Here is a 23821-nt window from a genome sequence, read left to right as displayed (position 1 = left end):
GCGCCCTGGCAATCGCAGGGCTTCTCGCAGTGCTTCTATTTTGCAGCGGTGAGCGTGTTCAAACCGGCCGACTTCAGCTGACCACCCTGAACCACCGCGGCGAGCGGATTGCCGATCACAAAGCCGCCGCGATCATCCACACCCGTCACGCTTTGCGGATTGTTCTGCGGCGGCAACGCCTTGACTGCCTTGTCGAACTGGTTGCGGATCGCAGTTGCGTCGCTGGTGCTGCCGGCCAGTTTCATCGCCAGCGCCGTTGCATAGACCGCCGTGTAGTTCAGTGACACTTCCTGGCTCGGATCGCGTCCGCCATGACTCTTGCGGAAGCGCTCGACAAACGCCTTCGCGGGCGGCGTTTCATCATCAGCCAGCGGCAGCACGCCGATCGCGCCGTTTAGCGGCGCATAGCCGCCGGTGACCTTGGCGACTTCGTCGAGCTTCGCCTGATCCATCACGATGAAGCCGCCCTTGAAGCCCAGCTCGCGCGCCTGTTGCGCGATCAGGCCGGTCGGCTCGGAGGGGCCGCCGATAAACATCACATCGGGCTTGGCCGCCAGCACACGGCTCACACCGCTGTAGAAATCCGTGGCACGGTTATACGACATCGGATTGTCCGCGACGATCGTGCCACCGGCTGCTTCCCACGCGGGCTTGAACGCGGCGACCCAGACCTTGCCGTAGTCGGTATCCGTAGCGGCGAGCGCGACTTTCTTGCCGTACGTTGCCATTTCGTACTTGATGAACGAGTTCAGATACGACGTGAATTCAGGCGGAATCCGCACGGTGAGTTTGTTGCCGCGCGCGCTGATCTGCGGCACGCTGGTGTACGAGAGCAACAGCAGTTTCTGCTGCTCGTTGCTGGTCTGCACCGCGAAGCCGCCGCCTGAATGCGGCACCAGCACCACGGCCGCCTGCTGCTCCTGCGCGAGGCGCCGGGCGTTGATCGCGGTTTCGCTGGGGTTGTACCGGTCGTCGAGCGGCACGATTTCCAGCTTGATCTTCTTGCCGGCTACTTCGATGCCCGCCTGATTCACATCGGCTGCGGCCATCTGCATCCCTTCAAGCACTTCCTGACCATACTTCGCCGCGCCGCCGCTCAAGGGGCCCGAAAAGCCGATATGCACCACCTGCTGCGCCATCGCGGCGCCGGCGCCCAGCAGCGCAGTCGTGGCGACTGTCGCATAGAGCCCGGCCCGGCCGCACAAGCGTTTGATCGTCATAGGTGTCTCCTTTGGAATGGTCGGAAGTGCCCGAGCGCAGATGGCGCTCAGGCAATGCATCGGATTCGTTCAGCCGCCCACGTAGGCGCGCCGGATCGCTTCGTTGTTCATCAGACTGGCCTGATCGCCTTCGAGCACGATGCGGCCGCTCTCGATCACGTAAGCGCGGTGCGCGATCTTCAACGCGGCGAACGCATTCTGTTCGGCGAGCAGCACCGTCGTGCCCGCGCGGTTGATCTGCTGGATCACGTCGAACACCTGCTTGACCACCAGCGGCGCGAGGCCGAGCGACGGTTCGTCCAGCAGCAGCACCTTGGGCCGCGCCATCATCGCGCGGCCGATCGCCACCATCTGTTGCTGGCCGCCGGACAACGAACCGGCCGGATGGTCCTTGCGTTCGGCGAGCAGCGGAAACAGAGAGAACACCTGGTCGAGATTGCGCCGGTTGCCGGCGGTGTCGCCGCGATGCACGTAGGCGCCCAGCGTGAGGTTCTTCAGCACCGACATGCCCGGAAACAGCTTGCGGCCCTCAGGGCACTGAATTACGCCAGCGCGCACGATCTGCGCGGGCGTCATGCCGAGCAGCTCGCGTGTTCCGAGACGCAGGCTGCCGCCGGCCGTACGACGCAGGCCGCTGGTGGCGAGGAAGATCGAACTTTTGCCCGCGCCGTTCGCACCAAGCAGCACCACCAGTTCGCCGTCGTTCGCGTGCAGGTTGATGCCGTCCAGCGCGCGGAAACTGCCGTAGTCGAGCGCGACGTTGTCAAACTTCAGCATGCTCGCTCCCAAGATAAGCGTCGATCACGGCGGGGTTCGCGCGAATTTCGGCGGGCGTGCCCTCGGCGATTTTCTTGCCGTAATTCAGCACCGTAATGCGGTCGGCGAGCTTCATGATCATGTTCATCTTGTGTTCGACGAGGCACACCGTCACGCCGTGTTTCACCAGTTTGCGGATCAGTTCGGCGAGACCTTCGGTCTCTTCCGGATTCACGCCGCCCGCCGGTTCGTCGAGCAGCATCAGGCTCGGAACGGTGGCGAGCGCGAGCGCCACGGCCGCGCGCTTGCGCTCTTCCTGCGAGATGTCGCCCGCCATCCGTTCGGCCATCGCGGACAACCCGACGAAGTCCAGCGCCTCGCGCGCTTTCTCACGGCAAATGCGTTCCTCCTGCCTGAGCCGCGACGAATGCGTCAGCACGTCCCACAAGCCTGAGCGGGTGCGCAGCCGGTGACCGACGATCAGGTTGTCCAGCACGCTTGCCCGGTCGAACAACGCCGTGGACTGGAACGTGCGCGCCACGCCGAGGCGCGCCATCTGATCGGCGCCGAGACGCGTGACGTCCTTCCCTTTGAACAGGATGCGGCCCGAGCTCGGCAGATGCGTGCCGCTGATCAGATTGAAGAAGGTGGTCTTGCCCGCGCCGTTCGGGCCGATGATCGCGTTGATTTTGCCGGCCTCGATATGCGTGCTGATGTCGTCTACCGCGACGAGGCCGCCGAAGCGTTTGCTGAGCGATTCGATTTCAAGCATGACGGTCTCCACGCGCGGACCGCGACTGACGCCCGACCCTGCCGCTTCGTGGCGTTGCACGTTGCTCGCGCCGGCCGTAGTGTGCCTGATACAGGCCGACGATACCGTTGGGCAGAAAGATCACCAGCAGAATCAGGATCGGGCCGAATACGACGAAGCGGTACTCCTGCAGAAACTGCAGGTACTGGGTGAGCCAGGGAATCGCGAGTGCACCGAGCAGCGGGCCGGCGAGGGTGCCGATGCCGCCCACCAGCATGTACATGGTCATGTCGAAGGTATGGTCGACGCCCGCCAGATCCGGGCCGAGAAAGCGCACGGCACCCGCGTAGAGACCACCGGCGAGTCCCGCATAGACGACCGACAACACAAAGGCCAGCACCTTGTTGCGCATCAGGTTGATGCCGAGCGACTGCGCGAGGCCGTCGCTATTGCGGATCGCCATGAAGGTCCGGCCGAGCAGTGAATCGACGATGCGATGCATCAGCCACACGCCGAGCACGAGAAACGCGAACACAAGGTAATAAAGTGCGCGAGGATTCTCGAACGACACGATGCCGAAGCCGGAAGGCGCCGGGATGCCGACGATGTCCGAGACGCCGTGCGTGAGACTGTCCCATTTCTCGATCACGAGAAACAGGATGTAGCCCACGCACAGCGTGAAGATCGAAAAGTAGTGGCCGCGCAGTCGCAGCGACACGAGACCGACCAGCGCGCCCAGCACCGCGACGACCACGCCCGACGCGACGAACGCCAGCCAGAACGGCACCTGATGATCGACCGTCAGTATCCCGACCGTATACGCGCCCACCGCCATGAAACTACCGTGCGCGAGATTGAACTGCCCCGTGTAGCCCGTGATCAGATTCAGCCCGACAGTGGCCAGCGCGAAAATGTACGCGGTGGACATGACCGTGAGCATGTAGTCATTGCTGGCAAGGAATGGAAACACGACACCGAGCGCGAACAGCAGCGACCATCCCAGCTTGCCCTCGAATAATTTCATGAATGATTTCACGATGCGCGCAGTTCCTTCGTGAATAGCCCCTGGGGACGAACCGACAGGATCACCACCAGCAGCACGAAGGCGATGATGTCCTTGTAGTCGGTCGAGATATAGAAGGCGCCGAAGCTCTCGGCCATGCCGATGATCAGGCCACCGACAATCGCGCCCGGCACGCTGCCCATGCCGCCGAGAATGATGATCACAAAGGCCTTCAGGATCACGAGTTGACCCATTGCCGGATAGACGAGATTGATCGGCGCATACAGGGTGGCGGCCACTGCGGCGAGCAGGCCTGAGATGCCGAAGGTGAGCATCGTCACCTTGTTGGCGTCGATGCCCATTAGCGAAGCACCGTCGCGGTCCTGCGCCATCGCGATGATGCTCGAGCCGATCACGGTGTAGCGGAGGAAGAGTTGCAGCAGCACGACGAGAGCGAACGCACTGCCGATGATCAACAGGCGCTGCAGCGGCGCGGTGACGCCGCCCAGATCGACGATGCCGGCATACGGCGTTGCCATGCGGTGGAAGTCGGCGCCCCAGATCGCCTGCGCGCCGGCTTCGAGAAACAGCAGCAGGCCAATCGCGGCGATCATGGGGTGCAATTCGGAAGACTTGCGCAGCGGATGGAACACCAGCCGCTCGGCGAGAATCGCCAGAACCGCGACGGCGAGGCCGGAGCCGATCATCGCGATCCAGTAGTTCCAGCCGAGCCGGCTCATCAGATAGAACGAGACGAATGCGCCGACCATGTAGAACGCGCCGTGTGCAAAATTCGGCACCGCGAGAATGCCGTACACCAGCGTGAGCCCGAGCGCGACGAGGCTGTAAATGCCGCCCAGGGTCAGCCCGTTGAGGACCTGCTGCAAAAACATATCCACGCTTTTACACCCTCCCACGTTGCGAAACACAGAGCACACTGGCGCGAGAGAAATTTGGCACGGGCGTTCGCTTTGCGTCAACAGGTTTTTCCACTTGCTTGTTCTGCATTGCAGATTATTAGGGAAGTCACTTAGGCGATTCGCATGCTTCGTCCGCGTATCTGACACAGCCTGAGCCGATCATTGACAAGCCAGGGGATCACTTGCATTTCGCATGCTCCCGCGGCTTTTCGATTGCGCGGGTCAGGCTAGAACATGTGGCGAATGCCGACGTTCACACCGGCCGTTGTGCCCGTGGCCTCGTTCAACGCGTTGTTGACGGAGATCCCCGTGTGCATGGCGCCGTGATTGGTCACGAAACCGGCCTGTCCATACACCATGGTGGCTTTCGACAGCGAATACTCAAGTCCCGTGGACGCCAGCACAGAGTTGTTCGACGAGTTATTCGCATCGCGCGTCACCCACACGCCCGCATCGACGGTGAATGCAGGTGTGATGCGGTAGCTTGCGCCGCCGGCATAGACGCGGTCGTTGAACGAGCACGCTACCTTGTATTGCACATACGAGAGCTTCACCGTCAGGTTATTGAAGACGTAGTTGGCGCCAAGTGCGCGGCCGTTGAATTCGACCGCGCTCGGTATCGCGATCGAAGCGGCGCTGCCGCCGGCATTGCCGCTGTACAGCGCCGCGTCGACGGTTAGCGAACCGAGGTGATAGCGCAGGCTCGCCGAGTACTGGCGGCCTGCCTGGAAATCGCCGGCGGCGCCGCCGAACGCCATCAATGCGCTAGCTTGCAGGCCAGCGATTTCCGGCGACGTATACGAGACCGCATTCGGATTGAACAGGCCCGTGACAAAGACGTTGTTCAGATAGGTCACCAGGCCGCTGCCGAAGTACGACATCTCGCGCGGGTCGAAGTCATACACCGCGAGGAAGAACGGCGAGAACTGCAAGCCGGCTTTCACCGTACCGAAGCGGCTGTCCACGCCGACCCACGCCTGGCGGCCAAACTCATTACCGTTCGAATTGCTGAGCGAACCGTTGGCGATGCTGATGCCGCTTTCGAGTTCGAAGATCGCCCGCATGCCGCCGCCGAGATCTTCGGCGCCGCGCATGCCGAAGCGCGAACCGGAGAGGCCGCTGTCGGTGAACGAGTATTGATGGCCGGCACTCTGACCGGTAGCCGGATCGAGGGTCTTGCTGGTGTAGAGAAGCGAGGCGTCGACGATACCGTACAGCGTGACACTGCTTTGTGCATGAGCGCTCGGGACCGACCCCAGCGCGCATGCACCGACTAATCCGAGAAGAACTCCAACCCGATTGCGATGACTTGCCGGCATGCTTCGTGTCTCCTTGTTTATTGGAATCAATTGAACTGGCGAAGTAATGCTTGTGCTGCAAGCTTCTTGTTGCGCAATGCGATTCAGACAGACGATAACGAGCCTTCGCGATCTGCTAAGGGATGCGAAATAGTGGACTTGCTGGTGAGCGCGTTCGATACGGATGCCTGCTGCGTGTCTCCCGGTCGGCTGGCAGTTCGGCATTTCAGACAGGTTGATGGATCGCGTGCTTGCGCACAGGATGCAGGCGCAATTTGGCACGACCGTTCGTGCCGTGTCAACGGGGGAAACCGCTTGATTGAACTGCAATGCAGGCCAAAATAGGGAAAACACCTAGCGCCGGAAAGTCATGCAGAATGGTTCGTAAGGTCCTGTAATTAAAGGACTCATGTTCCACCATGCAATCATTTACGCGATTTTTACTCGCTTATTATGTTCTGCATTGCAGAACTATTGGTGCCGAGGGGCGCTGCCAGCGATAGCGCCTTCGGGTCTTCGGCTGCATCGAATGGCACGGTAATAACCCGAGCAGTCGATGCGCGGCAACCCTCGCAGCACATGCGCTAATGCACGCAACAGACCCCTATTCACCAATTGGCTGTAAGCTCTAACCGGCGACACACGCTGAACATCGCGCGCCATGGGTAGTCGTGAACGAAGATTCGCGGAAAGGCTTTAACACCGTTGCCAATCATCCAGAGGGGATATCCGATATGAAGCGCTTAACCATGAAAAAAGTCATGCTCGGGCTGGCGGTCACCGCCATGATTGCCGGCAGCATTCCGCTCGCCGAAGCGCAGGGCGCAAGCGATGCGACGGCAGCGGTCGCGCAACCCGATGCAAGCACGCCCGCGAAGCCAACCAAGGCTGAGCGCAAAGCGGCACGCAAACAGGCCCGCGCGAAGAAGAACGCTGAATTGAAGAAACTCGAGGACGCGGGCTATCAGCCAGGCAGGAACGATCCAAACTATCCGACGGATCTGCAGAACGCGCAGAAGAAGGCAGGGATCGGCGCGGGCGCAAGCCAGTAACGAAAACGGCCGTCGCATGGGCACCTAACGGGCGCGCATGCGGCGGCCGGTTCAAAGTCAGATCGCCTGAGCCCGGCCTGGAAAGGTCTCGTCATACCCCGAGTCGTCTTCCGCTTGCGCCGCCGTGCCGCGTTGCTCGCGGTACATCATCGGCGGCAGGCCGAACTGCTTGCGGAACTCGCGGCCCAGGTGCGATGCATCGGAAAAGCCGCAACTCGACGCGATATCCGCCACCGTTTTATCCGAACTCGTGAGTAGCCACGCGGCGGTGCGCAGACGTACCTGCTTCGCGTAGGCCTGCGGCGCCTTGCCGGTTTGCGCCTTGAAGAGCCGTTCCAGTTGACGCGGTGAAAGGTCGAGCTTGCGCGCGAGTTCGTCGAGCGGCAACGAACGGCCGACGTGTTGCTCCATCAGCAGAATCGCCCGCTTCACTTTTGGATGGGTGGCGGGCGCGAGGCCTGGCGGATGTGGCTGCGGCGCATTGCCTTTCTGCATGTCGTCCACCAGCAGGATGCGCAGCGCCTTTTGCACCGTAGCGGTTTCGACGTGACGCAGCAGGATGGCCGCGGCGACGTCGATCGATGCGCGCCCACCCGAACACGTGATGCGCCGGCGGTCGATCACGAACAGCCGGTCCGCGACCAGCGCTTCTTCGTTGACCGACGGAAAGCGCTCGATGAAATCCCAGTAATGAAACCAGCTCACGCAGATGCGGTGACCCTCCAGTACGCCCGCGCGCATCAGCGAGAACACGCCGGTACACATGCCGACCAGTGTCGCCCGCGTGGCGGCGGCGCGGCGAATGAAGGCGAGCGTCGCGTCGCTCGCGGCCGGTCCCGAATGCAGCAGTCCGCCCACCACCACCACGTAGTCGAACGGCTCGGTGTTGTCGAAGGTTTCCCACGGCGTGATCTGGATACCGCAACTCGCGCGTACCGGAGCGAGGGTTTCCCCTATCACGCTCCACGAGCAACGCACCGGCTTGCTGAAATCGCCTTCGTCTGCGGCGAGGCGCAACAGGTCGACGAAACCCGAAAACGCCGTCAGCGTGAAGTTCGGCAGCAGGATGATGCCAAAGCGGATGCGCTGCTTCGGCGTGCCGTCGATCGATTGAAGGTGAAGTGTTTCGGCGGAATTCATGCGGACGGCCGGCATTTGAAAGGGTTGAATCGAGCATATCACCCGCGGTTGGCGACACTATCCCACGGTGATGCCGTTTTTATTCTATCGGTCCGAATCGACGTTTGGTGCAATACACCAGCAAAGGTGTCGAACAAACGACGAAGCAACAGCACCCAGGTATCAACAAGGACCCACGATGAGCCGCTATTCGATATTCAGCCTGTTGCGCAACGGCATGTCGTATCACGAGAACTGGGAGCGTCAGTGGAAGAGCCCCGAGCCTAAACGTGAATACGACGTGGTGATCGTCGGCGGCGGCGGGCATGGTCTCGCCACCGCCTATTACCTCGCCAGAGAACACGGCGTGCGCAATATCGCCGTGCTGGAGAAGGGCTGGATCGGCGGCGGCAATACCGCGCGTAATACCACGATCGTGCGCTCGAACTACCTGTGGGACGAATCGGCCGCGCTCTACGAGAAGGCGATGAAGCTGTGGGAAGGGCTCTCGCAGGATCTCAACTACAACGTGATGTTCAGCCAGCGCGGCGTGATGAATCTCGCGCACACGCTGCAGGAAGTGCGCGACACGGAACGGCGCGTGAATGCGAACCGGCTCAACGGTGTCGACGCCGAATTCCTCACCCCCGCACAGATCAGGGAAATCGAACCGACCATCAATCTGAATAGCCGTTATCCGGTGCTCGGCGCATCGATCCAGCGCCGTGGGGGCGTGGCGCGGCACGACGCGGTGGCGTGGGGTTTCGCGCGCGGCGCGGATCGGGCCGGTGTCGATATCGTGCAGAACTGCCAGGTCGTCGGCATTCGCCGCGACGGCAGCCAGGTGACCGGCGTGGATACCAACAGGGGTTTCATCAAGGCGAAGAAAGTAGCGATCGTGGCGGCCGGCAATACGTCCACGCTCGCGGACATGGCCGGTGTGCGCCTGCCTTTGGAGAGTCATCCGTTGCAGGCGCTGGTGTCGGAGCCGATCAAACCGGTGGTCAACACGGTGGTGATGTCGAATGCGGTGCATGCGTATATCAGCCAGTCCGACAAGGGGGATCTGGTGATCGGCGCGGGCGTCGATCAATACACCGGTTTTGGTCAGCGCGGCAGCTTCCAGATCATCGAAGGCACGCTCGAGGCGATCGTCGAAATGTTCCCGGTGTTCTCGCGCGTGCGGATGAACCGCCAGTGGGGCGGTATTGTCGACATCTCGCCGGACGCGTGCCCGATCATCGGCAAGACCGACGTGAAGGGACTGTATTTCAATTGCGGCTGGGGCACCGGCGGTTTCAAGGCGACGCCCGGTTCGGGTTGGGTCTACGCGCACACGATCGCGAACGACGAACCGCATCCGCTGAACGCGCCGTTCTCGCTGGATCGTTTCTATACCGGTCATCTGATCGACGAGCACGGCGCCGCCGGCGTGGCCCATTAACGCGCACGCACTGCAACGAGGAAAACGACATGCTGCTGATCGAATGCCCGTGGTGCGGACCGCGCGCCGAAACCGAATTTTCCTGCGGCGGCGAAGCGGGTATCGCGCGTCCGCTCGACACCGACACGCTTACCGACAAGGAGTGGGGCGACTACCTGTTCATGCGCAGGAATCCGCGCGGCGTGCATCACGAACAGTGGCTGCACACGCACGGATGCCGCCGCTGGTTCAAGGCGCAGCGCGACACGGTGAGCTATGAAATTCAGGGTTACGAAACATTCGAACGTCCGCAACTCGCTCTGGATAGCGACGAGGATAAAACAGCATGAGCCAGAGAGACCGACTCCCGAACGGTGGGCGCATCAACCGCGCCATCGCGCTGACCTTCACTTTCAACGGCCGCACGTATCAGGGCTATCAGGGCGACACACTGGCCTCCGCGTTGCTCGCGAACGGCGTCCACTTCGTGGCGCGCAGCTGGAAATATCACCGCCCGCGCGGCATCGTGACGGCGGGTGTGGAAGAGCCGAATGCCGTCGTGCAACTCGAAACCGGCGCATACACGGTACCGAATGCGCGCGCCACTGAGGTGGAGTTGTATCAGGGGCTCGTCGCCACTAGCGTGAATGCGAAGCCGAGCATCGAGAAAGACCGTATGGCGGTCAACCAGAAGTTCGCACGCTTCATTCCGGCGGGCTTCTACAACAAGACCTTTATGTGGCCGCGCAAGTTCTGGCCGAAGTACGAGGAAGCGATCCGCGATGCGGCGGGTCTGGGCAAAGCGCCGGAACAGGCCGACGCGGACCGTTACGACAAATGCTTCGCGCACTGCGACGTGCTGGTGGTCGGCGGCGGCCCGACCGGACTGGCGGCGGCGCATGCGGCGGCGCTATCCGGTGCACGCGTGACGCTGGTGGACGATCAGCCGGAACTCGGCGGCTCGCTGCTGTCGTGCCGCACCGATATCGACGGCAAACCGGCGCTGCACTGGGTGCAGCGGATCGAAAACGAACTGCGCCAGATTCCCGAAGTGAAGATCCTGAGCCGCAGCACGGCGTTCGGCTATCAGGACCATAACCTCGTGACCGTGACGCAGCGGCTCACGGAGCATCTGCCGGTTGCGCAACGCAAGGGCACGCGCGAACTGATGTGGAAGATTCGCGCCAAACGCGTGATTCTCGCTACCGGCGCGCATGAACGTCCGATCGTGTTCGGCAACAACGATTTGCCGGGGGTGATGCTGGCCTCGGCGGTGTCGACCTATCTGCATCGCTATGCCGTGTTGCCGGGGCGCAATGCGGTGGTGTTCATCAATAACGACGATGCTTATCAATGCGCGCTCGATCTGAAATCGGCCGGCGCACAGGTGACGGTGGTCGATCCGCGCGCCGGTGAATCGAAGGGGACGTTGCCTGCGCTGGCGCGGCGCTATGGCGTCAAGGTCATGCATGGCGCGGCCATTACGGCGGCGCACGGCAAGCTGCGCGTCGAGTCGGTTGAAGTCGCAGCGTATGCGAAGGGGCAGGTCGGCGCGAAACAGGCCGACGTGCCTTGCGATCTGCTTGCGATGTCCGGCGGCTGGAGCCCGGTGCTGCACCTGTTCGCGCAATCGGGCGGCAAGGCGCACTGGCATGATGACAAAGCCTGTTTCGTTCCGGGCAAGGCGATGCAGGCGGAGACGAGCGTCGGCGCGTGCGCGGGCGACTTCATGCTGGGGCCAGGCATTCGCTTCGCGGTCGATGCGGGTGTCGAGGCCGCGCGCGCCGTCGGCTATATCGTCGCGCGGCCGAATCCGCTGCAGGTTGTCGAGATCAGCGAAACACGCATGCAGCCTCTGTGGCTGGTCGGTGACCGTGAGATGGCCACGCGCGGCCCCAAGCAGTTCGTCGATTTCCAGAACGATGTCTCCGCAGCCGATATTTTCCTCGCCGCGCGCGAAGGCTTCGAATCGGTCGAGCATGTGAAGCGCTACACCGCGATGGGCTTCGGCACCGACCAGGGCAAGCTCGGCAATATCAACGGCATGGCGATTCTCGCGCAGGCGCTCGGCAAGACCATCCCCGAGACCGGCACGACGACATTCCGCCCGAACTACACGCCGGTTACCTTCGGCACCTTTGCCGGCCGCGAACTGGGCGAGTTTCTCGATCCAATGCGCAAGACAGCGGTGCACGAATGGCACGTGGAAAACGGCGCGGCTTTCGAGGATGTGGGCAACTGGAAGCGCCCGTGGTACTACCCGAAGCCGGGCGAGGACATGCACGCGGCCGTGGCGCGTGAATCGCTCGCGGTGCGCACGGGTGTCGGCATTCTCGATGCCTCGACGCTCGGCAAGATCGACATTCAGGGTCCCGACTCGGTGAAACTGCTGAACTGGGTCTACACGAACCCGTGGCGCAAACTGGAAGTCGGCAAGTGCCGTTACGGCCTGATGCTGGACGAAAACGGCATGATCTTCGACGACGGCGTGACCGTGCGGCTCGCCGACCAGCACTACGTGATGACCACCACGACCGGCGGCGCGGCGCGCGTGCTGACATGGCTGGAGCGCTGGCTGCAAACCGAATGGCCCGACCTGCGCGTGCGGCTCGCCTCGGTGACGGATCACTGGTCGACCTTCGCGGTAGTCGGCCCGAACAGCCGCAAGGTCTTGCAGAGGGTATGTCACGACATCGACTTCGCCAACGCCGCCTTCCCCTTCATGAGTTATCGCGAAGGCACGGTGGCGGGCGCGGCATCGCGCGTCATGCGCATCAGCTTTTCGGGTGAACTCGCCTATGAGGTGAACGTGCCGGCGAACGTCGGACGCGCGGTGTGGGAAGCGCTGATGGCCGCGGGCACGCCATTCGACATCACGCCGTACGGCACCGAAACGATGCACGTGCTGCGCGCGGAAAAGGGCTACATCATCGTCGGCCAGGACACGGATGGCTCGATGACGCCGTACGACCTCGGCATGGGTGGGCTCGTGGCGAAGTCGAAGGACTTCATCGGCAAGCGCTCCCTGACGCGTTCGGACACCGCGAAGGCGGGCCGCAAGCAACTGGTCGGTTTGCTCGCGGACGATCCGGCGTTCGTGATTCCCGAAGGCTCGCAGATCGTCGCCGGGCCGTTCCAGGGCGATACCGCGCCGATGCTCGGTCACGTCACGTCGAGCTATTACAGTCCGATACTGAAACGCTCGATCGCGCTGGCGGTCGTGAAGGGCGGTCTCGACAAGCTTGGCGAAACCGTGACGATTCCGCTCGCGAGCGGCAAGCAGATTGCGGCCAGGCTCACCGGTCCGGTGTTCTACGACAGCGAAGGAGCACGTCAACATGTGGAATGAAACAAGAGGGACGGCGTCGCTCATGAATCGCGCTGCGGGCAAACAGACCGGGGTGTGGCAGGAGTCGCCACTGGTCGGCGCGGATACGCTGTTGAAGAAGCATCAGGCGGTGGCCACCGCGGCGTTTCGTCTGGGCGAACGGCCATTTCTGGAGCTCGTGAATGTGCGGGGCGACACCCGCGACGCAGCGTTTATCCACGCGGTGGAGAACGTGCTTGGCTGCCGGCCGCCGGAAAGGCCGAACACGATTGTACAAGGCAACGGCTATGACATGCTGTGGCTCGGCCCCGATGAGTGGCTGGTCCGCTCGGCCGCGGCACACGACGCGACGCGCACCGCGCCGTTGCAGGCGAAACTCGGTGCCGCGTTCGCGGGCGTGTTCGCGTCGGCGGTGGATATCGGCAGTGGCTATACGGTGCTGGAAATCAGCGGCACACGCACGCGCGATGTGCTGGCGCGTGGCTGTCCGCTGGATTTGCACCCGACACTGTTTGGCGCCGGGCAGTGCGCACAGAGCCACTATTTCAAGGCATCGATGACACTGGTGCCCACTGGCGCGGATAGCTTCGACATCATCGTGCGGCGTAGCTTCGCGGACTACTTCGTCAAGATCATGCTCGACGCGGCCGAGCCGCTGATGTTGTGAAGGGCGCCGGGTGGTCTGGTCCGCGCAGCACGCGGCGCTCACGGATAACGGATCGGCCCGGCCATCGACGCTCGCGATATCATCAGCTACTACTTGATCGGGCCGAGGCATAGATGATGGATCGCAGCATGGTGACAACGGCATTCGAACTGCCGGGGTATCGGGCGCAACGTTCGCTGGGTGTGGCACGCGGCATCATTGTTCGGTCCCGGTCCGTGGTCGGGTCGATTGGTGCTTCGCTGCAAACCCTGTTTGGCGGGAACATCACGTTGTACACGTCGTTGTGCGAGCGTGCCCGCGAGGACGCGTTCGAGCGGATGGTGCGAGATGCTGAGAGTTTGGGCGCTAACGCGATTGTCGGGATGCGCTACGACGCGACCGAAATCGCGAGGGGGATCAGCGAGGTGCTGTGCTACGGCACAGCGGTGCAGGTGGTGCGGGAGTAGCGCCTCGCGTGTCAGGTACGTCTTCCAGCCACGCGGGGATGCCCGCAGCGCGTTAAAGCACCGGGTTTATCACTTCAGCGGATAAATGTATAGGAATTGCTTCGTTGTCGTCGTGCACGCGCGGCGGTAAGCTCGTTCGATTGCGCCATGGATGGCGTCCTCCGAACAGATTCGACGAAGAGTTTCCTGTGACGACTGCCTTTTCATCCACCGCCGCCAGCGACGCAGGCGGCGCATCCCACCCGCAGCATATCGAGATTCGCGCTTTCGACGGCCCCGTCGGCGCCGAAGTTTTGGGTCTCGATCTGGCGAGGCCGCTGAGCGAGCACGATTTCGCACGCATTCACCGCGCGCATCTGGATCATCATGTGCTGGTCTTCCGCGATCAACGCATCACGCCGGATCAGCAGATCGCGTTTAGCCGCCGCTTTGGCCCGCTGCAGATTCATGTGCTGCATCAATTCCAGCTGCCAGGCTATCCGGAGGTGCTGGTCGTCTCGAACATCGTCGAGAACGGGCAGCCCATTGGACTTGGCGACGCCGGCCATTACTGGCATTCCGATCTGTCGTACAAGGAAAAGCCGAGTCTCGGTTCGCTGCTGCATGCGCAGGAATTGCCTTCGGAAGGGGGCGATACGTTATTCGCCAACATGCATCTGGCGTGGGACACATTGCCTGAGCATTTGCGCCGCGCAGTCGAAGGGCGTTCGGCGGAGCATACGTATCTCGCGAAATACGCCGAATTGCAACAGCGCAGCCCGTGGCGGCCGAATCTCTCCGCCGAGCAGATCGCGCAAGTGAAGCCCGTGGTGCAGCCGATCGTGCGCACGCATCCCGAGACCGGGCGCCACGCGCTTTTCGTCAGCGAGCATTTCACGACCCGTGTGATCGGCTTGCCGGAAGACGAGAGCAAGGCCTTACTCGAGGAGCTCTTCGCCCACAGCGTGCGCCCCGAGCATCTCTACCGGCATCAGTGGGCGGAACACGACATGGTGTTCTGGGACAACCGCTCGCTGATGCATCTTGCGGCCGGTACGCCCGATCATCTGCGCCGCAAGATGTATCGCACGACGATTGAAGGCGACGTGCCGTTCTGACGGCAGCGTCGCCGCCTTGACCACACACGGTGCGCCCGCTTCGCGCCACGGCGGGCGGAATGAATCGCAGCAGGTCGAGATAACGTTGCCCTTACACGGCATGCGATCGCTCAGGGACGTGCACCGTCCTGGTAAGCGATCTCTTCATCGTTCGGTTCGGCTGATTTTCGCTTCCTTTGAAGTGACGGCGACCGCTCGGTCAAGCGAGCCGTTGCGTCCTCCTCCGGTGAACCCGCAGCCGCGAACATCCGGCGATATTCGGCCGGCGTCGTTTGCTTGGCCGCCTTGAACTGCCGGTTGAAATTGGCAACGTTCGCGAAGCCCGAACGGGCAGCGATGACGGCAACCGGCAGGGAGGTGTCGGCCAGCATCCGGCACGCGTGCCCGATGCGAACCCGGGCGATATACCGACCCACGCTCTCACCAATATGTTGAACAAAATAACGCGTGAGCGTGCGTTCCGACAGGTTAGCCGCCGCACAGAGGTCTGACAGTCGCAGCGGTTCGGCAAAGCGTGCATCAATCGTCGAAAGGACACGGTTGATCCGTTCGGGCTCGTGGCCGGATGGGCCGGCGCTTGTCTGATTGAACGCACTCGGCGAGGCGAGCGGCTGGCCCGGCGCGTCGGCGAGCGTGCACAGAATATCGAGGGCAGTGCTGAGGCGTTCGCGCGCCCCGCTCGAGAGTAACTGCTCCAGACGGCCGCGCATCCAGTTGCCGGCGGGCGGCTCGAAGGCCAGCCCACACGCGGCCCTTCGTAAAAGGTTGCGCAGCGGTTCATATTCGTGGCAACAATCCGCCATACGCCGCGCCCAATCGCCGTCGAACCAGATAACGATGGCGACCTGTGGCGAGGATGGATCGATCGAACGATTCGACGCCCAGGTGTGCGGCAGGTCCGGCGGCACGAGGACGAGATCCTCGGCTTCGTATTCGTTGACCGAATCGCCGATGTAGCGCTTGCCATGGCTGTTCATCGTCAGCGTTAACTCGTACTCCGGATGGTGATGCCATTCGAACGGAATACGCGGGAGCCGCCGATGGTAAACCCGGACCGAACAGTCCTCGCCGAACTCGACGTGCTCGTAGGCTGGTTTCATGGCTGAAAACGCAAATGAATTGCCTGAATAGTATCACCACAGCACGCATGCACGTCATATCCTCGGGCATACGAAATCGATACGGAGACAATCATGGCGTTGATAATCGAAGACTTGCCGAGCGCGATCCAGCAGGCAAAAAAGGAGTTGCGCGCGGCCTTGCCGAACTACCGGGAGGTTTTCGCCGAAGTCGAAGCGGCAATCAGCGCCGAGGCAAAGCGAATTGCCGTACAACGGGATCGTGGGGAAGACGTCATTCCCGAGATTCAGTTTTCGGACATCACCGGAGAACGCGTCACCCCTGACCAGATCGCGGTCGTCAAAGCACGCGGCGCATGTGTGATTCGCAATGTCTTCCCTCGCGAGTTGGTGCGGAGCTGGGACGAAGATATCGCCAGCTATGTCGAGCGCAACAATCTCGACAAGCGCCTCGAAAATCGCGCGGAGGACAAATACTTCGGCCAGTTGGCGTCCAGCAAGCCGCAAATTTATGGCGTGTATTGGTCGAAGCCACAAGTGCTGGCCCGTCAGTCGGAATCCCTGACGGCGGCGCGCGTGTTCCTGAATAAACTGTGGCGCAATGAGAGCGACGGGCGCGTTCACTTCGATCCGGCGCATGTGCCTGTGTATGCCGACCGTCTGCGTCGCCGGCCGCCAGGTTCAGCGTCGCTCGGTTTGTCGGCGCATTGCGACGGCGGGTCGGTCGAGCGCTGGATCGAAGGCAATTTTCGCAAGGTGTACCGCCACGTGTTTGCCGGGAACTGGCGCGACTACGATGCGTTCGACGCGGCCTTCCGACCCGACGTGGAGGAGATCGCATCGCCGGCCGTGTGTTCGATGTTCCGCACTTTTCAGGGCTGGACGGCCCTGACGCCGCAAGGCCCGGGCGACGGCACGCTGCAACTCGTCCCGATCGCCAATTCGATGGTGTATATCCTGCTGCGCGCGCTTCAGGACGATGTAGCAGACGACGACCTGTGCGGCGCAATGCCTGGACGGGCGCTCTCGATCAAACAGGAATTTCATGCGCCCCTGTTCGAGGCGTTGTCGTCGATTCCGAAAATGGAAGCGGGCGACACCGTGTTCTGGCACAGCGATGTCATCCACGCGGTCGAAGACGAACATAAGGGGGCCGGTTACAGCAACGTGATGTACATCGCCTCGGTGCCCGCATGCGCCAAAAACGACGCTTATCTGAAGCGTCAGTTGCCGAGCTTTCTCAAGGGGGAAAGCCCGCCGGATTTCCCGACTGACCATTTCGAAGTCGATTTCACCGGACGCGCGACGGCGGACGACCTGACACCGCTTGGCAAGGCACAGCTCGGGTTCGACCTGGAAATCGACAACAACGCCTGACCCGCAAGAAAACGGGCACGCCTGCGCGTTCCGCCTGGCCGCATAGGTGTCGCTCGACCCATAACGAAAAAACTCGCGAAAAATTCGCGAAAAATACGGAGACTGCAATGAAACGATCACTGATATCGGCTGCGACGGCTGTCGCACTGCTCGCGGCTGGAACGCAGGCTGTATGTGCCGCAGAACAGCTTTCGGTACTGCACTGGTGGACCTCCGGCGGCGAATCGAAAGCGATTCGCGTGCTGAAGGACGATATGAGCAAACAGGGCTACGAGTGGAAGGACTTCGCCATTGCGGGAGGCGCGGGCGCGGCGGCCATGACGGCGCTAAAGACGCAGGTCATCTCGGGCAACGCACCGTCGGCTGCGCAGATCAAGGGGCCTCTGATTCACGACTGGGCCGAGCAGGGGTCGCTGGTCACGATCGATCAGGCCGCAACCGATTGGAAAGCGCACACCCCGGCGCAAATCGACAATGCCATGAAGGCCAATGGTCGCTATGTAGCTGCACCGTTTTCCATCCATCGCATCAACTGGCTGTGGATCAACAAAGCCGACCTGGACAAAGTCGGTGGGACACCGCCCACCACGTGGCCTGAATTCTTCGCGCTCGCCGACAAGTTTCGTGCAGCGGGCATCACCCCTGTCGCGCACGGCGGTCAGCCGTGGCAGGACATGACCATCTGGGAGACCGTCGTGCTCTCCCAGGGCGCGGACTTTTACCGGAAAGCGCTGGTTGATCTCGACCAGAAAACGCTGACCTCGCCGCAGATGGTGCAGGTGTTCGAGACCGTTCAGAAGATCCGGAGTTACTTCGACAAGGGCTACCACGGGCGCGACTGGAATCTCGCGACGGCAATGGTGATTTCCGGTTCGGGTGGCATGCAGTTCATGGGTGACTGGGCTAAAGGCGAATTCGCCAATGCGAACAAGAAGGCGGACACTGACTTTATTTGCGCGCCCGCGCCCGGTACGTCGAACACCTATACGTACACAGTGGATTCGTTCGTGTTCTTTCAGCAGAACGGCAAAAAGGAGGCGACGCCTGGGCAGCTCGCGCTTGCGAAGACCATCATGTCCGTTGATTTCCAGCAGCAATTCAGTCTCTACAAAGGTTCGATACCTGTCCGGCTGGATGTCCCCATGGACAAGTTCGACAGTTGCGCCAAAAAATCGCGCGCGGATGAGCAGGCCACGATTAAGTCGGGTGGGTTCCTGCCGTCGTTGGCGTTTGGCGAGCTTCAGTCCTCGGTGACCGCTGGCGCGATTAGCGACGTCGTCACGAATTTCATGAACTCGAACGAGGATCCGAAAGAGGGCGTGCGCAAGCTGGCCGCCGCAGCGAAGGTCAAGTAAGGGCTTCGTGCTCACGCGTTCCGACACGCGTGAGCTTACTTATGGAAGGGGATAAGAATGGATCCGGCAGGAAAGCGTAAATGGCCACGTTCAGGGCTCGAGACCACCGTGATGGGTTTTGGCGCCGCGCCGATTGGCAACATCTTCAGGCCGATCAGTGAAGAGGATTCGGCAGCCTTGATCAAGGCCGCGTGGGACGCGGGTGTACGCTACTTCGACACCGCGCCGATGTACGGCCACGGGTTGAGCGAGGCACGCTGCGGGCAGGGGCTGCGTTGGTATCCGCGCGACCAGTTTGTGCTGTCGACCAAGGTTGGACGGCTTCTGAAGCCGCGCAAGCGCGCCGAGATCAACTTCGCGCCGTGGGTGGATGGGCTGCCGTTCGAACCTGTTTTCGACTACAGCTACGACGGCACCATGCGCTCGATCGAGGACAGTCTGCAACGTCTGGCGCTGGAGCACATCGATATTGCGCTGATCCACGACATCGACGTTTATACCCACGGCGAGCGTCAGCCCGAGATGTTCGAGGCGGCGATGACGGGTGCGTCGAAAGCACTGCTGAAGCTGCGTGACGAAGGGGTCGTGAAAGCGGTGGGGCTCGGCGTGAACGAGTGGCAGGTCGCGCACGAAGCGATTCGCCGGCAGGATTTCGACTGCCTCCTGCTGGCCGGGCGCTACACGCTGCTGGAGCAGGACGCACTGGATGGCTTTCTGCCGCTGTGCGAAGAGAAGCAGGTGTCGGTGATTCTGGGTGGCGGCTATAACAGCGGCATTCTCGCGACGGGCGCCGTGCCGGGTGCGAAATACAACTACGCGCCCGCGCCGGAAGCCATTCTGGAACGCGTGCGCAAGATGGAGCAGGTATGTCGGGAATACTCGGTGCCGCTCAAAGCCGCGTCGCTGCAATTCGTTCTCGGCCATCCGGCGATTCCGACCAATATCCCGGGCGTGCGCACGGTTGAACAACTGGAAGACAACCTTCAAACCTTCCGGGCTGATATTCCGCCGGAATTCTGGGCCGAACTGAAGCGCCGCCAGTTGATCCGCGAGGACGCGCCGACTCCTCGCTAGAACATGGTCCGGACCGCACCGGTGGCACCAGCCCATCGAAATCCGCTCATGAGTGACGGACCCGGCGAGCCAAGGCCAAGCTGGCTACAATGAGTTTACCGGCCGCCGGCGATTTGCCGGCGTGGCCGGGGGCGACGTCTCCAATCCTCGGAGGAAAGTCATCATGAAACTTCTTTTGTATGCCTTAGCAACGCTCTCTGTATCAGCCGTTCCTGCTGTTTCCTTCGCACAATCAAATCAGCCATTGACCCGTGCTCAAGTCCTTGCCGATCTCATCGAGGTCGAGAATGCGGGCTTCCATCCCGCATTGGTCGATTACGTTGAGTACCCCGGCAATATTCAGGCAGCAGAAGCACGTATCGCAGCGAAGCATGCCGGAGTCACGCCGGCGCCCGCAGTCAACGGTTCATCGCAGTAGTGATTACATCAGGACGACGGTGCCGAAGCGCGAAAAAACAGGCACACGATAAAGTCCAAAGCAGTACGTAGGTCAAATCTCGCCCACCAGGCGAAAAAGACCGGCCCGCTCCCCCGGGCCGGCAAAACGGGCAGCAAACGAAGCGCTCCGTCCCGGCGTTCACAGGGCGAAAACGCCTGGACCAGAAGCTCGCTTGATGACCTCTCTCCTCGCAGCACTCGTCAGCTCACCTCCTTTTGTCGACCCCATGTTGTGTGCGTGACCGGCAATCGTGCCGGTGTGTTTCAGAACAGGTGTCGCAGGCCGACCGTATAGCCTGTGCCATTAGTCGACGCGCCCGTCGCTTGCCATCCTGTGGTGCTTCCGTACGCGAATCTGCCTGCCTTGGAGTCGTAGACAACATCCGCATAGACGCTCGTCGCTTTGGACAGGAAGTAGAAATAGCCCAATGCGCTACGGCATTGAATCGTTTTTCCGTTGGATGTCGTGTGACTGAAGGTCGTCATGACCGCCTGCGCCGGGCCAAAGGGGATGTTGAGGCCGACCATCTGGTTGTGAATCGACTGACTAAACGTGTTCTGGCCAAAGCCATAGCCGGCATATAGCCGCGCAAAACCGAAGTCGTATTGACCCGCCGTATAGGCCCAGTGAGCGTGGTCCGGTTGCGGACGGATGTACGAGGCGGCGAGCTTGAGTTTCGGATCCTGATAAACGATCGACGCGGAAAAGGGAAGGTTGTCGCCCACAACCGCCGAGTCGCGTGCGGCGACCTGCGCGCGAACCGTCACCGGACCCAGCGTGTACGCATAATTGGCCGAATTGTTCGTGCGCACGGTGTCGATTTGTCCTGGGCCGCCGTTCGCCTCGGAAATGCCGCCCCGCGCGGCATATCCCGCCACCAGGCCGTTCTGGCCAAATGGATCGGCCGATACTTCGGCGTAATGGCTCGCGTTGACATCCCGGCCCAACGCGAGGTGACCGAACCATCCCTCGAGCCCCACGGTCGAACGACCACTGAAGAACGAGCTCGAGTTGTAGAACGTGCCGTTGTTCGGATTGAACTGCTGTTCCAACTGGAAGATCGCCTTGTACCCGCCTCCCAGATCCTCGCTGCCTTTCAAACCCCAGAAGCTGGTCGCCCCGGTATTCATCCGAATCGCATTACTCCCGTCGTACTTGCCGACCTCGAGGTCGACCAGTCCATACAGCGTCACCGACGACTGCGCCATCGCAGCGTTCGCCCCCAGTGCGGTCAAGGCGGCTACGAACAACTTCCTTTTCATATTTTCAGTCTCCTCGTTTAGTTCCGTTTATTGGAACTGATGAGGCGAGTTTAGCATTCAGTGGAACTGATGCAAGTCGTTTTGAGGAATCTTCGGGATAGCCCCAGGGATCGCGTTGTAACGACGCGTCAAAGGAGTCGATGCGCGGCACATCGCAGCGAAGCGGCCGCGCGTGATGACGCTCAGGCGCGCAGGCGCAAGCGGCGCAAGCGTGAAGGGGGAGGCGGCGGGGAAGGATTCGACATCGCCGGGCGCAGTGCCGGCGATGTCAGGCGCGGCTGAGCCGAAGCGGCTTAGCCGGCGAAGGTGGTCTCGGGGAGCCCGCGCACGCCGGGAATATTGACCGCGAAGAGCGATCCGGACAGCGGGGCGCTGTTGAGCATGTCTTCGGTCAGCCGCACGCGCGCACTGGTGACATAGAGCATGTCGAGGTTCTGGCCGCCGAAGCAGCAACTGGTGGGGCGTGGCACGGGCATGCGGATGCGCGTCATTTCCCGGCCCTCTGGATCGAAGCGCACGACACACCAGTCGTCCCACATGGCGACCCACAGGCAGCCGTCCGCGTCGACGGTCAGCCCGTCTGGCGAGCCCGCCGACGAGTCGAGCGTGATCAGCGGCCGGCGGTTGGCGATCGTGCCGTTGATCAGGTCGAAGTCGTACTGATAGATGGTCTTGCGATGCGAATCGGTGAAATACATCCGCGTATTGTCCGGGCTCCAGCCCAGCCCGTTCGCCACCGTGAAACCCGTATCCATCTTCTTCCAGGAGCCGTCCGCGTCGACCCGGAACAGATTGCCGCGGTTAGCCGCCGCGCCCATGTCCATCGTGCCGACCCACAGGCGGCCCATGCGGTCGCATTTGCCGTCGTTGTAGCGATTGCCCGGCCGGTCGAACTCCGGGTGGGAGAAGCGCGTCAGATTGCCGATGTCGTCCACGGTCATCAGGCCGCCCGGTGTCGCGATCAGCAGGCCGCCAGTCGCTTTGGGGATCACCAGACTCAGCATCGAGCCGAGCTTGATCTCAGTGCTGGAGCGGCTCGCGGCATCGAAACGGTGAATGGTCGGCGTGAGGATGTCGACCCAGTAGAGCGCGTCGTCGCGCGGCGACCACATGGGCGCCTCGCCCAGCAGCGACGGCACCTGGCTTACACAGTGAACGTCCGCGTTCGCCAGCGCGGGCGGTTGGCTCTTTGCCGCAAGCGACATCGATTGGCCGCCCGAGTTGTGCGAGATCTTGCGCGCGGCGCCCATGACCGCCGCCGACAGGTTGTGCGCGCGCGCCACGTCGAGCCTGCCGACGTTACCGGAGATGGCCACCGCGCCGATCGGCCGGCCCTCGAAGTCGAACACCGGGGCCGCCAGCGCGACCGTGTCGTTCGAGCTTTCCTGATTGGCGAGTGCATAGCCGCGCGAGCGGGTCAGGTCGAGGTCGCTCCTGAGCGCGTCGATCGACGTGATGGTGCGCGGACCGAGCGCCTGCAACGTGATCGTGCTCAGCAGCTCCTGCTGCTGGTGCGGGTCGAGATAGGCCGCGATGGCCTTGCCGACCGCGCTTGCATGCAGCGGCAGGCGCATGCCGACGCCGAGCGAAATTCGCCCGGCCTGGCGCGCGTCTTCGCTGGCGATGACCACCGCACTGTTGCCGTCCAGAATCGCCAGATGCACCGATTCGCCGACGAGATCGCGCAGCAGAACGAGTTCATCCTGCGCGGCGACGCGGAGGTCGAAGTCGCTCCACACCTCGTGCGCGAGTTCGAGAAAGCGCAGCCCGAGGCGGAACGTCTTGCTGTACGCATCGTGGCGCAGCAGGCCTTCGCGCTGGAGCGTCGTCAGAATCCGGTGCAGCGTGCCCTTGGGCAGCCCGCAAGCCCTGAGCAGCTGGGTGAACGTCATCGGCGCGGGGGCCTGCGAGACGATATTCAACAGGTACATCGCCTTTTCCAGCACGCCGACGCCGGCTGGGCCTTTGTCTTCAGTCACGACGAGCGTTGCCGTCCCCTCACTCTCCAGTTCCGGATTCAGCGGACTCGCGGAGGTGGTTTCCACTATTTTTTGTTTCACTTTGGTCAAGTCTTTCGCCTCAGAAGGAGATGGCGGGTCCGCGTCCCTATAGAACGCCTCTCTTGGGCGCATTGTACGCCCAAAAATATCACCGA

21 protein-coding genes are annotated in these 23821 nt (G+C 62.0%); 11 read left to right on the top strand and 10 right to left on the bottom strand.

Annotated features, from left to right (window positions below; genetic code table 11):
- Positions 1 to 35: 35 nt before the first annotated feature.
- The 6 genes from PQR27_RS26540 to PQR27_RS26515 form a co-directional block, all read right to left on the bottom strand.
- On the bottom strand, positions 36 to 1220 hold the full coding sequence (locus tag PQR27_RS26540; RefSeq protein ID WP_408526582.1) for an ABC transporter substrate-binding protein: 1185 nt from the start codon (positions 1218 to 1220) through the stop codon (positions 36 to 38).
- A 69-nt stretch (positions 1221 to 1289) separates the two neighbouring features.
- Positions 1290 to 1997, bottom strand: a complete 708-nt coding sequence (locus PQR27_RS26535; RefSeq protein ID WP_408526581.1) for an ABC transporter ATP-binding protein — start codon at positions 1995 to 1997, stop codon at positions 1290 to 1292.
- Positions 1984 to 2748 carry an ABC transporter ATP-binding protein gene (locus PQR27_RS26530; RefSeq protein ID WP_408526580.1) on the bottom strand — a complete coding sequence of 255 codons (765 nt, stop codon included), beginning with the start codon at positions 2746 to 2748 and terminating at the stop codon, positions 1984 to 1986. The genes PQR27_RS26535 and PQR27_RS26530 overlap by 14 nt, the downstream gene beginning before the upstream one ends.
- Positions 2741 to 3751 carry a branched-chain amino acid ABC transporter permease gene (locus PQR27_RS26525; protein ID WP_408526579.1) on the bottom strand — a complete coding sequence of 337 codons (1011 nt, stop codon included), beginning with the start codon at positions 3749 to 3751 and terminating at the stop codon, positions 2741 to 2743. Before PQR27_RS26525 ends, PQR27_RS26530 begins: the two co-directional genes overlap by 8 nt.
- An 8-nt stretch (positions 3752 to 3759) precedes the next feature.
- Positions 3760 to 4623, bottom strand: coding sequence for a branched-chain amino acid ABC transporter permease (locus PQR27_RS26520; RefSeq protein ID WP_408528309.1), 864 nt, complete (start codon positions 4621 to 4623; stop codon positions 3760 to 3762).
- Positions 4624 to 4877: 254 nt separating this feature from the next.
- Positions 4878 to 5969 carry a porin gene (locus tag PQR27_RS26515; protein WP_408526578.1) on the bottom strand — a complete coding sequence of 364 codons (1092 nt, stop codon included), beginning with the start codon at positions 5967 to 5969 and terminating at the stop codon, positions 4878 to 4880.
- Between the two features lie 713 nt (positions 5970 to 6682).
- Between PQR27_RS26515 and PQR27_RS26510 the strand changes: the two genes are divergently transcribed.
- Entirely contained in the window at positions 6683 to 7000 is a 318-nt protein-coding gene (locus PQR27_RS26510; protein ID WP_408526577.1) for a hypothetical protein, read from the top strand.
- 57 nt (positions 7001 to 7057) lie between these two features.
- On the opposite strand, the gene PQR27_RS26505 is transcribed toward PQR27_RS26510, so the two are convergent.
- A complete protein-coding gene (locus PQR27_RS26505) occupies positions 7058 to 8140 on the bottom strand; it encodes a GlxA family transcriptional regulator (RefSeq protein ID WP_408526576.1) in 1083 nt (360 codons plus the stop codon).
- A 178-nt stretch (positions 8141 to 8318) separates the two neighbouring features.
- On the opposite strand from PQR27_RS26505, the gene PQR27_RS26500 reads away from it, so the two are divergent.
- The 6 genes from PQR27_RS26500 (at position 8319) to PQR27_RS26475 (ending at position 15080) form a co-directional block, all read left to right on the top strand.
- Complete coding sequence (locus tag PQR27_RS26500) at positions 8319 to 9563, top strand: sarcosine oxidase subunit beta family protein (RefSeq protein WP_408526575.1); 1245 nt, start codon at positions 8319 to 8321, stop codon at positions 9561 to 9563.
- Positions 9564 to 9592: 29 nt separating this feature from the next.
- The gene (locus PQR27_RS26495; protein ID WP_408526574.1) at positions 9593 to 9892 is read left to right on the top strand and encodes a sarcosine oxidase subunit delta; all 300 of its coding nucleotides are present in this window, start codon (positions 9593 to 9595) and stop codon (positions 9890 to 9892) included.
- Complete coding sequence (locus PQR27_RS26490) at positions 9889 to 12891, top strand: sarcosine oxidase subunit alpha family protein (protein WP_408526573.1); 3003 nt, start codon at positions 9889 to 9891, stop codon at positions 12889 to 12891. Before PQR27_RS26495 ends, PQR27_RS26490 begins: the two co-directional genes overlap by 4 nt.
- Complete coding sequence (locus PQR27_RS26485; protein WP_408526572.1) at positions 12881 to 13537, top strand: sarcosine oxidase subunit gamma; 657 nt, start codon at positions 12881 to 12883, stop codon at positions 13535 to 13537. The genes PQR27_RS26490 and PQR27_RS26485 overlap by 11 nt, the downstream gene beginning before the upstream one ends.
- 113 nt (positions 13538 to 13650) lie before the next feature.
- Complete coding sequence (locus tag PQR27_RS26480) at positions 13651 to 13983, top strand: YbjQ family protein (RefSeq protein WP_408526571.1); 333 nt, start codon at positions 13651 to 13653, stop codon at positions 13981 to 13983.
- A 188-nt stretch (positions 13984 to 14171) separates the two neighbouring features.
- The gene (locus tag PQR27_RS26475; RefSeq protein ID WP_408526570.1) at positions 14172 to 15080 is read left to right on the top strand and encodes a TauD/TfdA dioxygenase family protein; all 909 of its coding nucleotides are present in this window, start codon (positions 14172 to 14174) and stop codon (positions 15078 to 15080) included.
- Between the two features lie 110 nt (positions 15081 to 15190).
- Here PQR27_RS26475 and PQR27_RS26470 read toward each other — a convergent pair whose 3' ends face one another.
- Positions 15191 to 16180 carry a helix-turn-helix domain-containing protein gene (locus PQR27_RS26470; RefSeq protein WP_408526569.1) on the bottom strand — a complete coding sequence of 330 codons (990 nt, stop codon included), beginning with the start codon at positions 16178 to 16180 and terminating at the stop codon, positions 15191 to 15193.
- Between the two features lie 93 nt (positions 16181 to 16273).
- Between PQR27_RS26470 and PQR27_RS26465 the strand changes: the two genes are divergently transcribed.
- The 4 genes from PQR27_RS26465 (at position 16274) to PQR27_RS26450 (ending at position 20383) form a co-directional block, all read left to right on the top strand.
- Positions 16274 to 17536, top strand: coding sequence for a DUF1479 domain-containing protein (locus PQR27_RS26465; RefSeq protein ID WP_408526568.1), 1263 nt, complete (start codon positions 16274 to 16276; stop codon positions 17534 to 17536).
- Between the two features lie 107 nt (positions 17537 to 17643).
- Positions 17644 to 18891, top strand: coding sequence for an ABC transporter substrate-binding protein (locus PQR27_RS26460; protein ID WP_408526567.1), 1248 nt, complete (start codon positions 17644 to 17646; stop codon positions 18889 to 18891).
- A gap of 57 nt (positions 18892 to 18948) precedes the next feature.
- Positions 18949 to 19965 carry an aldo/keto reductase gene (locus tag PQR27_RS26455; protein WP_408526566.1) on the top strand — a complete coding sequence of 339 codons (1017 nt, stop codon included), beginning with the start codon at positions 18949 to 18951 and terminating at the stop codon, positions 19963 to 19965.
- Between the two features lie 163 nt (positions 19966 to 20128).
- Complete coding sequence (locus tag PQR27_RS26450) at positions 20129 to 20383, top strand: DUF4148 domain-containing protein (RefSeq protein WP_408526565.1); 255 nt, start codon at positions 20129 to 20131, stop codon at positions 20381 to 20383.
- A gap of 284 nt (positions 20384 to 20667) precedes the next feature.
- On the opposite strand, the gene PQR27_RS26445 is transcribed toward PQR27_RS26450, so the two are convergent.
- Entirely contained in the window at positions 20668 to 21666 is a 999-nt protein-coding gene (locus tag PQR27_RS26445; protein WP_408526564.1) for a porin, read from the bottom strand.
- A 293-nt stretch (positions 21667 to 21959) separates the two neighbouring features.
- Positions 21960 to 23726: an SMP-30/gluconolactonase/LRE family protein gene (locus PQR27_RS26440; protein ID WP_408528308.1), complete on the bottom strand. Its 1767-nt coding sequence runs from the start codon at positions 23724 to 23726 to the stop codon at positions 21960 to 21962.
- Between the last annotated feature and the right edge of the window lie 95 nt (positions 23727 to 23821).

The sequence above is a fragment of the Paraburkholderia fungorum genome (assembly GCF_046027215.1).
GTDB lineage: Bacteria > Pseudomonadota > Gammaproteobacteria > Burkholderiales > Burkholderiaceae > Paraburkholderia > Paraburkholderia fungorum_D.
The sequence above is the reverse complement of the archived record's forward strand: the minus strand, read 5'-3'. Positions and strand labels throughout refer to the sequence as shown.